Here is a 15,432-nt window from a genome sequence, read left to right on the forward strand (position 1 = left end):
CGGACGTTAATCTAACTCAGCGAACTCTGCGCAATACTCAATCAGCCCTTCGCGTCCCTGAAGTTCATTCTCCCACAGAGAGACGATTTGGAAATATTGCTCATGCGCCGGCCACTGGCAGTGAAAACCCGATTGAGCCGCCAAATCAAAGCCCAATCGTCCGTAGTAAGCCGGATCCCCCAGTACCACACACGCCGGATAGCCAAGCTCCCCCAAGGATGCCAGGCCTTCACGCACCATCTCAGCACCAATCCCCTGACGGCGCCAGGACGCTTTGACGGCAAGAGGCGCCAACCCCTGCCAATTGAGATCTTCTCCGTTGAGCGTGACCGGGCTGAACATGGCATGGCCAATCACTTCACCGTCATCATCACACGCAACCAGTGACAGTGTGCGATGACCATTTTCCCGTAACGCCATCACCAAATTGGCTTCAGCATCTGTGTCAAACACAGACTTTAACAGGCGGTCGACCGCCAGAATATCTGCTGGAGCCTCAGTTCGAATAAGCATTCACTACCTCATTTTGTGTATTGGGCGTTTGCATGCCTTTATGCACAAAATCGGCCAAATGTTGAAGTAAAATTTGTCCCGCTTTAGGTAATTGTTGCAAATCCACACTATCCATCAAATTTTTGACTTCCAGTCCGAGTTCAGTATCGCCTTCAATCAGCAAGCGACGCTGAAAGAATAAAGTGTCCGGATCTTCTTTGCGCCCCGCGATTAAAATCAACTCATTCAGGTCGCCACTGAAGCTGACATCTTCATGTTTGACGTTATCTGCAACAATCAGACGTTCATTCTCAAAACTGATAAACCAACGTAGATCCAGGTCACGAATCTCAATTTTGAGCCACTTACCCTGCAGAAACTCAAAATCGCCGTCCTGCAGCGCTTCATGGAAAACCCGTTGCAATACCTGTAATAAGGCGCTTTTTTGTACTGACTGAGGTAATAAATCGATCGGAGATCGCAAAATTGAAGCAGCATTTTGAACCAGTTGAGTGCGAATCTTGTTAATCACGCGAAATATCCGTTACTTTTTATTCAAGAATGGCGTAATCATAATGGATATAATTGCAGCAATTCCTGTTATGCATCAAAAAACACACCGGTCAGGTATCTTTTCAGTAACAGGAATCAAAGTTATAGTTAACCTTTCTTGTCAAAGTAACAAATTCAATGAATAGTACGCGCTATGGACAGTTGGTAGTATCTTGATGCTTTCGCACATGCCTTCGCAAAATATACAGCACTGGTTTGCAAAAATGACGTCGAATAGTCCGTTCTTTTTTGCTTTGCTCGATCATCAACATAAGTATGTGTTGGTCAACGAGCGCTATTGTGATATCGCCGGACTACCGTCTGCAGAGCTGGTAGGGATGGATGACGTTCAAGTATTAGGCGAGCAGTTCTATCAGCATCTCAAACCCTACTATCAACGCGCGTTTAATGGCGAAAACCTCGAAGCGGAAGTAACGCTGCATGAGCTGGATCTGGAAACCAGTCTGCACTTCTCCCTGTCGCCGATCAGCAATGACAATCAGATTGAATACATTGTTTTTCATGCCATCGATACCTCAGAAAAGCAGATTCTGATCCGTTTCTCTGGAAGAATCGGAAAATAAATTCTCTACCCTCACCGCCCTGCTGCCGGATGGCTTACTGTTGGTGGAAGAGGACTGCATCATTTCCGCTAATCCGGCTTCAGCTCGTTTACTGGGTTTTGACACCGCAACCGAATTACTCGGCGAAGAGCTGTCGCGTCTGTTTGTCGATGAGAAAACCAAAGCCGTCTTCAATACGCCACTTGGACTGTTGCTGTCAGAAGCGCCGCTCAGTTGTCTGACCGGGCCGCGCTGCGGCTTTGAACGCAAGGTGCAGCTCAATGCCAGTCCGACCCGGTTACTGGGCAGCAATTCGCAGCTGATCCTGATTCAGGATGGTGACCAGGCCAGTAAACAGTTGTCTGCTACCACACAGACAGACCTGCATATCGACACGCTGACCGGGCTGTCTAATCGTCTCGGCTTCACCAAACGCCTTGAGCAGCTTATCCACAATGATACTCCGCTGGTGATGCTCTATCTCGACATTGATAACTTTAAAAACATCAATGATTCGCTCGGCCACCATATTGGTGACAAGGTGATCAAAGAAGTCTCCTCCCGCCTGAAACGTCTGGTTCCGCCCCATGCGGTACTCGGCCATCTGGGCGGAGACGAATTCGGTCTGATCCTGCCGCAGCCAGAGAACAATCGCTCCGCCGACCTGCTGGCAGAACGCATCATTGCGCTTATCAACCAGCCGTTTGACCTGCACCATTTCAGTAAGCGCCTGGCCTGCTCTATCGGTAGCGTGCACTATCCCGGCGATGGTAACGATGCGCGTGTCCTGCTGCAAAACGCCGATACGGCGATGTATGAAGCCAAAGACCGCGGCCGTAATCGTTTGATCAAGTTCAACGATCAGATGAACAAAGAAGCGCGGATGCGCTTATGGCTGGAAATTGAACTGCAAAAAGCGTTGCAGCAAAATGGTCTGGAAGTGTGGTATCAACCTAAGGTTAACGCGCGTGATTTCAGCATTAATGGCGCAGAAGCACTGGTACGCTGGAAACACCCGGTTGAAGGCTACATCAGTCCGGGCGCCTTTATTCCCGTGGCTGAAAAAGCCGGCCTGATTGAGCATTTAGGCCGGGTGGTAATGCGTGAGGTATTCGCCACAGTAAAACGCTGGAAACAACAGGGCATCCTTCCTGGCCGGGTGGCGATTAATATCTCCCCTGAACAGTTTGGTAACCCGCAGCTGATTGATTACCTGGAAAAACTACTGCGCACCACGCAACTGGACCCAAGCTGTATCACGTTCGAGCTGACAGAAAGTGCGGTAATGAGTGACAGCGAACATACCCTGCAAATGCTCAATGCGATAAAAAAACTCGGCTTTGCCCTGTCGATTGATGACTTTGGTACCGGCTATTCTTCCTTAGCCTACCTGGCTCGTTTTCCAATCGATGAGCTCAAAATTGACCGCGCCTTCATCGCCGATATCGATACTCTGCCTAAGCAGGTCACAGTGATTGAAAACATCATCAATCTGGGGAAATCACTCAACCTGACCGTTGTGGCCGAGGGGGTGGAAACCCAACCACAGGCCACTCTGCTGTCAAACCTCAATTGTCACTCCATTCAGGGCTTTCATTTCTACCGCCCGCAGCCTCGTCATGAGGTGGAAGAGCTGTTCTCGCAAAATCGTCGCCACCGGCCGCTGACCAAGTAAGCCCTCTACCCTACCCGGCGGTTCAGGTCCGCAGCAGACGAGACCTGCGTACTTTTTGCCTTCGCACACTAGACCGCACCGCAACAGAAGCTATATGGCAGAAGACAAGTCACTGATCGCTGTACAGATAATTGTCCCGAATCGCCGCAAACCTGCCTTATATCAAATCCGTCGGCGCGGTTTGTGCCTAAAATGCCGGTTCTTTTCCTTTTCAAACAGACCTGAGCAATGGAACTTCTCTGTCCGGCAGGTAACCTGCCAGCCTTAAAAACGGCCATTGACTGCGGTGCCGACGCGGTGTATCTCGGCTTCAAAGACGATACCAACGCCCGCCACTTTGCCGGCCTCAACTTCAATGGTAAAAAACTGGAAAAAGCCAGCCAGTATGTGCATGACCACGGTAAAAAAATGCACATCGCCCTGAACACGTTTGCCCATCCGCAAGGGTTCGAGCGCTGGACCCGGGCAGTGGATCAGGCGGCCGATCTCGGCGTCGATGCGCTGATTATCGCTGATGTCGCGCTGCTCGATTACGCCGCAGAGCACTATCCGGGGATTGAATTGCACCTGTCAGTGCAGGCTTCAGCCACTAACGTCAAAGCGATTGAATACTATCATCATCATTTCAACGTCAAACGCGTGGTGCTGCCACGGGTGTTGTCGATTCATCAGGTGAAGCAGCTGTCGCGCACCGTGCCTCAAGGAGTCGAACTGGAAGTATTTGCCTTTGGCAGTCTGTGCATCATGTCAGAAGGGCGTTGCTATCTTTCGTCTTACCTGACCGGCGAATCCCCCAATACGGTCGGGGCCTGCTCGCCGGCCAAATATGTGCGCTGGCAACAGACCGACGCTGGTCTTGAATCGCGCCTCAACGAGATCCTGATTGACCGTTATGCCGATGGGGAAAACGCGGGATATCCGACCTTGTGCAAAGGCCGTTTTCATGCCGAAATTGACGGCCAGACCAAACGCTATCACGCTCTGGAAGAGCCCACCAGCCTCAATACTCTGGCCATGCTGCCCCAGCTGTTTGCCGCTAATGTCGCTTCGGTCAAAATTGAAGGCCGTCAGCGCAGCCCGGCTTATGTCGAGCAGGTCACCCGCACCTGGCGCGCCGCCATTGATCGCTACCTGGCTGCCCCTGAACGCTATCAGGTCGACAGCCAGTGGGACAAAACATTAGCCAATGTCTCGGAAGGCTCTCAAACCACACTCGGTGCTTACCACCGTCAATGGCAGTAATCACAAGGAGAAAGCATGAAATACGCATTAGGCCCGCTGCTTTACTTCTGGCCCAAACAAGACGTCGAGCAGTTTTACCTGCAGGCCAGTAGCAGTGAAGCGGATATTATCTACCTGGGAGAAACCGTCTGTTCCAAACGGCGTGAACTCAAGCCGCAACACTGGTTAGAGATAGCCACCCAACTGAGTCAGGCCGGCAAACAGGTCGTACTGTCAACCATGGCACTGCTGGAAGCACCGAGCGAAATTAAAGTCATGCAAAGCTATATCGATAATGGTGACTTTATTATTGAGGCCAACGACATGGCGGGTATTCAGCTCGCCAGTGAGAAAAAAATGCCGTTTGTGGTCGGGCCGGCGATCAATACTTATAACGCCCACGCGCTCAAACTGTTTCTCAAACAAGGCATGATGCGCTGGTGCATGCCGGTTGAGTTATCCCGCCAATGGCTGAGCAATACTTTACAGCAGTGTGAGACTCTGGGTATCCGCGGTCAGTTTGAAGTGGAAGTGTTCAGCCATGGTTACCTGCCGCTGGCTTATTCTGCGCGCTGCTTTACCGCCCGGGCGGAAAACCGAGCCAAAGATGAGTGCCAGACCTGTTGCATCCGCTATCCGACCGGCATTCAGGTCGACAGTCAGGAAGGACAGGCCGTGTTCAATCTCAATGGCATCCAGACCCAGTCCGGTTACTGTTACAACCTGATTAATGATCTGCCGCACATGCAGGGCCTGGTCGATGTCGTCCGCCTCAGTCCGCTCGGGGTTGAGACCTTTAATCACTTAAGCCGCTTTTGTGCCAATGAGCAGGGCCAGAATCCGCAACCGCTCGAGCATTATCAGTGTAACGGCTACTGGCACCAACTGCCCGGATTGGCGGTCGAAATAGCGTAATACTTATTCCACCTGACATTGGTTCATGCCCCAGCTAGACATAAACCGAGTCAGACATAAACCTAGCCAGGCTGAAACCCTTTCAGCCTGGCGCTCACACCGGCTGAGGACGCTGGACCAGATTCATGCGCCGCAGGCTGCGCCACAGCATCACCGCGACCACCAGGCTGAGCGCCAGATTGGAGAGCGGAAAGGCCAGCCAGACACCGGTCATGCCCCATAATTTAGGCAACACAAACAGAAACGGCAGCTGCAGTACGATATTACCTATGGTGACAAACATCGCCCGGTTACCCTGATTGGTGGCCTGGTAAAATGCCGCGCACACCACCAAAAAGCCATCCAGGTACAAAGCGGACAAATGCAGCGTCAGCGCGAAAGAGGCCCCCTGCAGCAAGCGGGCATCATCAGAGTTAAAGATACTGATGACCTGTTCGCTAAACAGATTGAGCAGTAAAACAAACACCATGCCGCCCAGCACCGCGACACTCATCGCCAGTTTTAACAGCCGGCGCAGGTTGTCATTTTGTCCGGCCCCGTAATAAAAACTGGCCAGAGGCTGCATGCCGCTGGCAATCCCTTCGGCCGTGAAGTAATACACCACTATGATGTAGCCGAGCATGGCATAAGCGCCGACCAGTACCTCATCCCCGTAGTGCATAATCACACTGTTATGAATCGCCACCATGATGGCGCCATAAGCATACATAAACAGGCTCGACGCGCCGATGTGCAGCATCTTGGGCACATAGTGCCAGTCAAATCGCAGGCAGGCACGGGTCAGACGCATATTGGCTCTGCGGCTGAAAAAGTAGCTCATGCCGAGCACACTGACCACCATCTGAGCGACAGCTGTGGCTATCGCCGCACCGGTCAGCTCCCAGCCGGCCAAGGCAATCAGCACATAATCGAGTACAATATTGATCAGCGCTCCCAGCATCATCAGCAAGGTGGCCAGATTCGGGCTGTCGTCATTACGCAGCAAAAACGGCATCGCAATTGAACCCAGGCTGAACACACAACTTAACATCAGGACCTGCAAGTTACTGTAAGCCAAGCTGCAATACCTGTCCTTCCACACCCTGCCAGCGCAAGAAGTCGTCAGCCAGCCACCATAAAACCGCCGCGACACAAGGCGCCAGAACAATCAAACTCATCAGGCCGGTGGCCAAAATGCGCCGAGCCTGCTCAATATCCCCTTCCCCCTGCCGGATAGAAGCCAGAGCGCCGCATCCGACGCCAACCATCATACCAATACCGAGAGTGGTGCCAATCACCGGCCAGGCGACATTGATTGCTGCCAGGCCAGCAGCACCGATGTAGTGGCCGATAAAAATACCATCCACCACCTGATAGAGACCGTTGACCAGCATTGCCGCGACTGTCGGCACGGTAAAACGTAAAAACTGACGCAATACAGACATCGTCTCTCTCCTGCTGCCAATTTAGTTAGCAAGACTAACCAATAAAGTAAACATTAACGTAGCGCTTTGCTCAGTAAAACGTCCAGAAACACCGCTTCTTCATCACTGAGGTGGCGGGAAACCTGATGTGCCAGACGCTGATATACCTTGGCTTCCGATTGCAACGACAGCAACGCAGCATCAGTCAGGCTAAAACGGTGCGCGCGGGCATCTTCACTGCAGCGCTGGCGGCAAACCAGTCCTTTACGCTCGAGGCGTTTTATCATGGCCGAAGCCGAAGGCTTAGTCACTTCCATCTGCGTCGCCAGGTCAGTCAGTCGCATCGGCTCGCATCCGCCCTGCAATACTTTTAAATAGTCGTACTCATTAAAGCTCAGCTGAGCTATCGGATCTTCTTTGCTGTACTGGCGCCATACCTTGGCGGAAAAACGTTCCAGCTTCTCCAGATTGACATCTAAACTCATACACCGCCCATTTAGTTAGTTTACCTAACCAATATTGTGCCAACGTTGTGGTAAAGTGGCAATAAAAAAAGCTGCTTATCTAAGCAGCTTTAAAAAGGTGACGCTTTAGAACTGTGCACTAGGATTGCGGCTGAGCCTGCTCCTGACGTGCTTCACGTAGTTGCTGATAGATACGTCCCAGTTCGATGAAAGCGTAACGATGTTCAACGTACTCATAGACATTGAATGAAATCGCCAGCTTATACAGTGAAATCGCCTGAGCCAGTTCACCTTGCATCTGGTAACGCTTGCCGAGGTAATAATAGGCTTCGGTCAGATGCTGTGCCAGCAGAGTGTTGTCACGGGTGGCACTCAGCACCGCTTTAAACGCCTGTTTCTTCTGACACATCACCCAGCATCAGACCGGCTAGTACCCAGCCCCACTGTTCATCGTGCTGCTGATAACGGGCCATCAGCTCGTCATAAGCATGCTCAGGGTCAAGATCACTCTCGATGATGTACATCCACAAGGCGCGAAACGGATCGTTAGGATCCTGCTGATAATGCTTGTTAATTTCTTCCAGAGCCAACTCAGGACGATCACCGTAGTAAAGCGCAATCGCACGATTGCGCTCAGCGTAATAATTGCCGGGATCGAGCTCCAGAGTAGAATCAAACGACTCGTAAGCCGCATCAAACTCGCCCGCTTCGGTGTAATACACGCCAAGCAGGTTAAAGATATCCGGCTGGGCAGGATTGAGTGACAGAGACTGAGTAAAGTCGAGACGCGCTAAATCTCTCAGACCAACACTGTCATAATAATTACCACGCTCAAACAACATTTTAGCCCGTACCTCATCACTGAGATCCGGTCGCTGCAGCAGTTGAGTTAAACGGGCAATCTGCACTTCCTGCTGGACACTCGGTTGCAAAGGAATCGCCATCGGCGGATAAACCCATTGCGTGGCCTGTGACGAAGACTGAGAAGCACAGCCTGCCAAGAGCAGCAGTGCGGCACTGATCGTTGCGGTTCGAAACCATTTCACAAATCGATACTCCTGTTGATCCCGCATTCTGGTTCAAAAAGAAACAGATAAAAAAAGGGAGCGAATGACGCTCCCTTTATAACATGCTTTTACGCTAAAAAGCGAAAACGACTCGCCTTTAACGCAGACTGTGAAGCTTATTCAGCTTCAGGTGCTGCTGGCGCTTGTTCAGCTGATGCTTCTACCGCTTCTTTCATGCTCAGACGTACGCGGCCCTGACGGTCGATTTCCAGTACCTTAACTTGTACTTCCTGGCCTTCAGACAGGTAGTCAGATACTTTCTCAACACGCTTGTCAGCGATTTGAGAGATGTGAACCAGACCATCTTTACCAGGCAGAAACTGTCACGAATGCACCGAAATCAGCCAGACGCGCTACTTTACCTGTATAGATACGGCCTACTTCAACTTCAGCAGTGATCTCTTCGATACGGCGAATAGCTTCTTTCGCTGCCGCACCTTCAGTTGCTGCGATCTTGATAGTACCGTCATCTTCGATTTCAATCGTTGTACCGGTTTCTTCAGTCAGCTGACGAATTACCGCACCACCTTTACCGATCACGTCTTTGATCTTGTCAGCGCTGATCTTCATGGTGTGAATACGAGGAGCGAACTCAGAGATATCATCGCGAGCACCAGAAATAGCCTGATCCATCACAGACAGGATGTGCTTACGCGCACCTTGTGCCTGGTTCAGAGCGATCTGCATGATTTCTTTAGTGATACCTTCGATCTTGATGTCCATCTGCAGTGCAGTTACACCAGAGTTAGTACCTGCTACTTTGAAGTCCATGTCACCCAGGTGGTCTTCATCACCCAGAATGTCAGACAGAACCACGAAGTCATCGCCTTCTTTCACCAGACCCATTGCGATACCCGCAACAGACGCTTTAATTGGCACACCAGCATCCATCAGAGCCAGAGAAGTACCACATACCGACGCCATTGAAGATGAACCGTTGGATTCAGTGATTTCAGAAACCACGCGTACAGTGTACGGGAATTCATCGATTGAAGGCATCACTGCAGCAATACCACGTTTCGCCAGTTTACCGTGGCCGATTTCACGACGCTTAGGTGAACCCACAAAACCTGTTTCGCCCACACAGTATGGAGGGAAGTTGTAGTGCAACAGGAAGTGATCTTTACGCTCGCCAGTCAGTTCATCGATGATCTGCGCATCACGCTGAGTACCCAGAGTCGCAGTAACCAGTGCCTGAGTTTCACCACGAGTGAACAGTGCGCTACCGTGAGTACGTGGCAGAACGCCGGTACGTACATCCAGAGCACGAACCATGTCTTTTTCACGGCCATCGATACGTGGGTTACCCGCGATGATGCTGCGACGTACTACTGTTTTTTCCAAGTCATGGAAAATAGTGTGAATTTCTTTTGGATTCAGAGTTTCGTCTTCAGCCAGAAGCTTAGCGTTTACGTCAGCACTGATAGCATGGATACGGTCATAACGCGCCATTTTCTCAGTGATTTGGTAAGCTTCAACCAGTTGGCTTTCAGCCAGCTCAGCAATTTTCGCTTTCAGCTCAGTGTTTTCAGCTGGTGCTACCCAATCCCATGCCGGAGTCGCTACTTCAGCAGCGAATTCGTTGATCGCGCTGATCACAGCTTGCTGCTGATCGTGGCCGTAAACCACTGCAGACAGCATTTCTTCTTCAGTCAGGTTGTCTGCTTCAGATTCAACCATCAGTACGGCTGATTCAGTACCAGCAACAACCAGATCAAGGCGAGATGACTGCAGTTCAGTCTGGCTTGGGTTTAGTACCAGTTGACCATCGATGTGACCAACACGCGCTGCACCGATAGGACCGTTAAACGGAATACCTGAGATAGCCAGTGCCGCAGAAGTACCGATCATGGTCACGATGTCTGGCTGCACATCCGGGTTTACCGAAACCACAGTGGCAATAACCTGAACTTCGTTTTTGAATGAATCCGGGAATAGCGGACGGATAGGACGGTCAATCAGACGCGCAGTCAACGTTTCGCCTTCAGAAGGACGACCTTCACGCTTGAAGAAACCGCCAGGGATTTTACCCGCAGCGTACGTGCGCTCTTGGTAGTTTCACTGTCAGTGGGAAGAAATCCTGACCTTCTACCGCTTCTTTTTTACCAACAACACTAACGAATACCGCTGTGTCATCCATAGTAACCATTACTGCAGCAGTCGCCTGACGCGCCATTACACCGGTTTCCAGAGTAACGGTGTGGTTACCGTACTGGAACGTTTTTACTACTGGTTTTTCGAACATGAGTTTTCCTTTTCCAGGTTATGCCTGGATAAATAAATGAAGACTCAAAGCATCACCAATCGCGACTAGTGAAAACAGACTGCGCAAGGCCAATCCATTTTTAATAGCCGCGACCTGTTGGCCGACTTACGGTGACTGTAATGCAATGAGTTTTAAGCAATCCACTCCAAACAGAGCAGACGGCGGCTAGTATAAACTAGATTAGGAGGGTTATGCCAAATTTCGATAACAAAAAAGGGGCGAAACGCCCCTTTTTTGAACAAACTGTACTATGCAGCCGTCGATTAACGACGTAGGCCTAGACGTTTGATTAGGTCTTGGTAACGTCCCAGATCTTTACCTTTCAGGTAGTCCAGTAGTTTACGACGACGAGAAACCATGCGTAGCAGACCACGACGGCTGTGGTGATCGCCTTTGTGCGCTTTGAAGTGACCTTGTAGGTGGTTGATAGAAGCAGTCAGTAGAGCTACTTGTACTTCTGGTGAACCAGTGTCGCCTTCGCCACGTGCGTAGTCAGCAACGATTGCTGCTTTAGTTTCTGCATTCAGAGACATAATTCTCTCCTAAAGAGTTAAGGTTTATAGTTGTGCCGCCAATCTCTGATTCAGCCGACACGAGGAGCGCGAATTATAGGGAATAATTCGCGCCTGCACAAGATCAAAACACGCTTACTGCGCGGAATCCTCGCGGTGTACCACTAAGCGTTTGGGTGCGATCTTGCCATCATCGTTCATCTCACCGACGCCGAGAAACAACTTCTCGTCACCGCCAGTCAAACGCACGTAACCCTGTTCCGGCGCGCCGAAAATCTGTACCGCCTGACCATGTTGCACCATGTGCATCAGTTCAGGGATCAGATTCACTTCCGGCAGGTCTTCCACCGCGGTATCCATTGGCAGCAGCAACGCATCCAGAGCCTCGTACGGAGAACGCTCTTCGCGATGCGCCTGTTCAACCAGCGTATTGAGCTCTTCCAAGGTCACCATATTCTGGTAAGGATAGTGAGCCACACCCGTACGACGCAGCATGGTCACATGAGCGCCACAGCCGAGCATCTCACCCAGATCGTCGACGATGGTGCGGATGTAAGTCCCTTTAGAACAGTGCACTTCCATTTCCACTTCATCGCCTTCAAAACGGTGCAGAAACGATGTCGTAAACGGTGATTTTGCGCGCTTCACGCGGTACATCAATCCCTTTACGGGCATATTCGTACAACGGGCGGCCCTGATACTTAAGCGCCGAAAACATCGACGGTACCTGATCGGTTTCACCACGGAAAGATTCAATCTTAGCCAACAGCGTATCACGGTCGACATTCACCGCGCGGGTTTGCACCACTTCACCATCCGAGTCAGACGTATCAGTACGCTGGCCCAGCTTGGCAATCACACGATAACGCTTATCCGAATCGAGCAGAAACTGGGAAAACTTAGTCGCTTCCCCAAGACAAATCGGCAACATGCCCGTTGCTAACGGGTCCAGAGCACCGGTATGACCGGCTTTCTCGGCGAAAAACAGACGCTTCACTTTTTGTAAAATGTCGTTCGATGACATGCCCGTTGCTTTATCCAGTAACAGGACACCGTTTATCGCACGGCCTTTACGACGACGCGCCATTACTCTTCGTCCTCGCGACCCGCATCTTTCTGTTTGCTTTTGTCATTATTGACGACTTCAGTCACCAGGTTCGACATACGCATACCTTCAACTAAGGTATTGTCGTAATGGAAGCGGATTTCCGGAGTCAGACGCAGACGAATGCGTTTACCCAGCATCATGCGAATGTGCACTTCGTGCTCGCGCAGAGCTTTCAGGCACGATTCCGGCGTTTGCTCACCCACACACAGGAAGGTCACAAACACTTTGGCATACGCCAGATCACGGGAAACTTCAACGTCAGAAATGGTGACCATGCCCAGGCGGGAGTCACGCACTTCGCGTTGCAGAATCATCGCTAATTCTTTTTGTAATTGCTGTGCCACACGTTGAGTACGGCTGAATTCTTTTGGCATATTGTTTCTCACTAATGAAAGAATGGGGGGATGGTTTTCCCAGCCCCCCATGGTGTATTCAACAACCTAAACTTGCCGATAATGCAATTTTAGTTGATTAGTCGATGGTACGCTGAATCTCAACGATTTCGAACACTTCGATCTGGTCGCCTACGCGAACATCGTTGTAGTTCTTAACGCCGATACCACACTCGTAACCGTTCTTAACTTCAGCCACGTCATCTTTAAAGCGACGCAGTGATTCCAGTTCACCTTCGTAGATAACCACGTTATCACGCAGAAACGCGGATTGGGTTGTGACGTTTGATCACACCTTCCGTTACCATACAACCTGCGATTGCACCCAGTTTCGGAGACTTGAACACGTCACGAACTTCAGCAAGACCAATGATTTCCTGCTTGAATTCCGGCGCCAGCATACCGCTCATCGCTTGCTTCACTTCGTCAATCAGCTGGTAGATGATTGAGTAGTAACGCAGGTCGATGTTTTCAGCATCAATCGCACGGCGTGCTGATGCATCGGCACGTACGTTAAAGCCGACTACGATAGCATTAGAAGCGGCTGCCAGTACGGCGTCAGTTTCGGTAATACCACCAACACCAGAACCAACGATGTTTACTTTCACTTCGTCAGTTGACAGTTTCAGCAGTGAGTCAGCGATCGCTTCCACAGAACCTTGTACGTCTGCTTTCAGTACGATGTTCAGCTCAGCCACATCACCGGCAGTCATGTTCGAGAACATGTTTTCCAGTTTAGATTTCTGCTGACGAGCCAGTTTCACTTCACGGAATTTACCCTGACGGTAGTTCGCTACTTCACGTGCTTTACGCTCGTCACGAACAACAGTCGCTTCGTCACCCGCTGACGGAACGCCAGACAGACCCAGGATTTCTACCGGGATAGACGGACCCGCATGCTCAACTTCGTTACCTAGTTCGTCGCGCATTGCACGAACACGGCCGTATTCCTGACCACAAAGTACGATGTCGCCTTTGTTCAGAGTACCAGACTGAACCAGAACAGTCGCTACCGGACCGCGGCCTTTATCCAGGAAGGATTCAACCACAACGCCTGATGCCATACCTTCTTTAACTGCAGTCAGTTCAAGAACTTCCGCTTGCAGCAGGATAGATTCCAGCAGTGAATCAATGTTAGTGCCCTGTTTCGCTGAAATGTGAACGAAGATGTTCTCACCGCCCCATTCCTCAGGAATAACATCGTAGGCTGCCAGTTCGTTTTTCACGTTATCCGGGTTAGCCGCTTCTTTATCGATCTTGTTCACTGCAACGATCAGAGGAAACGCCTGCCGCTTTCGCGTGCTGGATCGCTTCTACTGTCTGTGGCATTACGCCATCGTCCGCTGCAACAACCAGTACTACGATATCTGTCGCCTGAGCACCACGAGCACGCATAGCGGTAAACGCCGCGTGTCCAGGAGTATCCAGGAAGGTAATCATACCGTTCTCGGTCTCTACGTGGTAAGCACCGATGTGCTGGGTAATACCACCCGCTTCACCAGAGGCAACGTGAGTACGACGGATGTAGTCCAGAGTCGATGTTTTACCGTGGTCAACGTGACCCATGATGGTAACAACCGGTGCACGTGGCACAGCTTCAAACGCATCATCGCGATCAGACATGATAGCTTCTTCAAGCTCATTTTCTTTACGCAGGATAACTTTGTGGCCCATCTCTTCAGCAACCAGCTGTGCGGTTTCCTGATCGATAACCTGGTTGATGGTTGCCATAGCACCCATCTTCATCATCACTTTGATCACTTCACTTGACTTAACTGACATCTTAGAAGCCAGTTCAGACACAATGATAGTTTCGCCGATCACAACATCTGATTTTGCTACTACTGCGCTCTTATCGAAGCCGTGTTGCATAGATGTCGGTTTACTGATACGACCTTTACGGCCTGCTTTTCCACCACGTGGACGCGAGTTGCGCTCTTGCTTGTCATCGCGAGACGACATTTTACGCTTGTTCGCTTTAGTCGAACGACGAGTTGACCCTTCTTCACGACGGTCTGCTTCATCCTCAGCTTCACGAGCGTAGGTTGAAGTCGTTACGTGGTAATCTGTATCTTCTTGCATATCACCCTTTTTCTCTTCTTCAGCAGACCAACGCTCTTTATTGATTTCGGCCAATTCGCGTGCTTTTTCAAGCTGACGGCTACTTTCCTCTTCAGCCTTACGTCTCGCTTCTTCTTCCTGGCGACGTTTCAGTGCTTCGGCCTCTTTTAGCGCTGCTTCTTGCTTGGATTTATCTTCTGCAGAAACGTTCGCGTTTTGCTGCTTGTGCTTCACGCTGTGCTTTTTCCTCAGCGGCGCGTTTGGCTTTTTCTTCCGCTTCGCGCTTAGCTTTTTCTTCCGCTTCCAGTTTGGCTTTTTGTTCCGCCTCACGTTTCAGCGCTTCTTCAGCTTCACGTTTCACTTGTTCTTCTGCTTCACGTTGAGCTGCTTCTTCAGCTTCACGTGACGCATCATCATCAATTGTACTGCGCTTAACATACGTACGTTTTTTGCGCACTTCAACCTGAACATTCTTACTTTTACCGCCACCGGCATTTACGCTCAGTGTGCTGCGGGTCTTGCGCTGGAGTGTTAAACGGGTTGGTTCTGATTCAGAACTGTCGCCGTGCTCCTTGCGCAGATGGGAGAGAAGCTTCTGCTTCTCATCCTCAGTTACGCTGTCTGAACCTGATTTCTTCATGCCAGCGTCAGCAAGTTGTTCTAATAAGCGGTCAACTGGAGTACCAATTTCTTCACTCAGTGCTTTAACTGTAACTTGTGTCATGCCGCTACCTCCCCTTG

General features: G+C 50.6%; 7 protein-coding genes and 6 pseudogenes. 3 read left to right on the forward strand and 10 right to left on the reverse strand.

The annotated features are described in order from the left end of the window. Positions 1–6 precede the first annotated feature (6 nt). Together ABDK09_20705 and ABDK09_20710 are read right to left on the reverse strand one after the other, a co-directional pair. Positions 7–513: an N-acetyltransferase gene (locus tag ABDK09_20705; GenBank protein ID XAW89214.1), complete on the reverse strand. Its 507-nt coding sequence runs from the start codon at positions 511–513 to the stop codon at positions 7–9. Then, positions 497–1,024, reverse strand: coding sequence for an SCP2 domain-containing protein (locus tag ABDK09_20710; GenBank protein ID XAW89215.1), 528 nt, complete (start codon positions 1,022–1,024; stop codon positions 497–499). Before ABDK09_20710 ends, ABDK09_20705 begins: the two co-directional genes overlap by 17 nt. Positions 1,025–1,232: 208 nt before the next feature. On the opposite strand from ABDK09_20710, the pseudogene ABDK09_20715 reads away from it, so the two are divergent. The 3 genes and pseudogenes from ABDK09_20715 to ABDK09_20725 all read left to right on the forward strand — a co-directional run bounded on the left by ABDK09_20715 (position 1,233) and on the right by ABDK09_20725 (position 5,418). Next, a pseudogene (locus ABDK09_20715) lies at positions 1,233–3,282 on the forward strand (EAL domain-containing protein). A gap of 228 nt (positions 3,283–3,510) precedes the next feature. Then, positions 3,511–4,524, forward strand: coding sequence for a peptidase U32 family protein (locus tag ABDK09_20720; GenBank protein XAW89216.1), 1,014 nt, complete (start codon positions 3,511–3,513; stop codon positions 4,522–4,524). Positions 4,525–4,539: 15 nt separating this feature from the next. Then, a complete protein-coding gene (locus ABDK09_20725) occupies positions 4,540–5,418 on the forward strand; it encodes a U32 family peptidase (protein XAW89217.1) in 879 nt (292 codons plus the stop codon). A gap of 94 nt (positions 5,419–5,512) precedes the next feature. Here the strand turns inward: ABDK09_20725 and ABDK09_20730 are convergent. The 8 genes and pseudogenes from ABDK09_20730 to infB all read right to left on the reverse strand — a co-directional run bounded on the left by ABDK09_20730 (position 5,513) and on the right by infB (position 15,415). After that, positions 5,513–6,842, reverse strand: a pseudogene (locus ABDK09_20730) (MATE family efflux transporter). A 53-nt stretch (positions 6,843–6,895) separates the two neighbouring features. Then, positions 6,896–7,306 (reverse strand): MarR family transcriptional regulator, encoded by a 411-nt coding sequence (locus ABDK09_20735; protein ID XAW89218.1) that lies wholly within the window; start codon positions 7,304–7,306, stop codon positions 6,896–6,898. Between the two features lie 118 nt (positions 7,307–7,424). Then, positions 7,425–8,331 (reverse strand): annotated as a pseudogene (gene nlpI / locus ABDK09_20740) (lipoprotein NlpI). Positions 8,332–8,468: 137 nt separating this feature from the next. Next, positions 8,469–10,597, reverse strand: a pseudogene (gene pnp, locus ABDK09_20745) (polyribonucleotide nucleotidyltransferase). A 284-nt stretch (positions 10,598–10,881) separates the two neighbouring features. Continuing rightward, positions 10,882–11,151, reverse strand: a complete 270-nt coding sequence (gene rpsO / locus ABDK09_20750) for a 30S ribosomal protein S15 (protein XAW89219.1) — start codon at positions 11,149–11,151, stop codon at positions 10,882–10,884. A gap of 114 nt (positions 11,152–11,265) precedes the next feature. After that, positions 11,266–12,217, reverse strand: a pseudogene (gene truB / locus ABDK09_20755) (tRNA pseudouridine(55) synthase TruB). Continuing rightward, positions 12,217–12,612 carry a 30S ribosome-binding factor RbfA gene (rbfA, locus tag ABDK09_20760; protein ID XAW89220.1) on the reverse strand — a complete coding sequence of 132 codons (396 nt, stop codon included), beginning with the start codon at positions 12,610–12,612 and terminating at the stop codon, positions 12,217–12,219. The pseudogene truB and the gene rbfA overlap by 1 nt, the downstream one beginning before the upstream one ends. Before the next feature lie 97 nt (positions 12,613–12,709). Continuing rightward, positions 12,710–15,415, reverse strand: a pseudogene (gene infB / locus ABDK09_20765) (translation initiation factor IF-2). Positions 15,416–15,432: the final 17 nt, after the last annotated feature.

This window comes from Vibrio sp. CDRSL-10 TSBA (assembly GCA_039696685.1).
GTDB lineage: Bacteria > Pseudomonadota > Gammaproteobacteria > Enterobacterales > Vibrionaceae > Vibrio.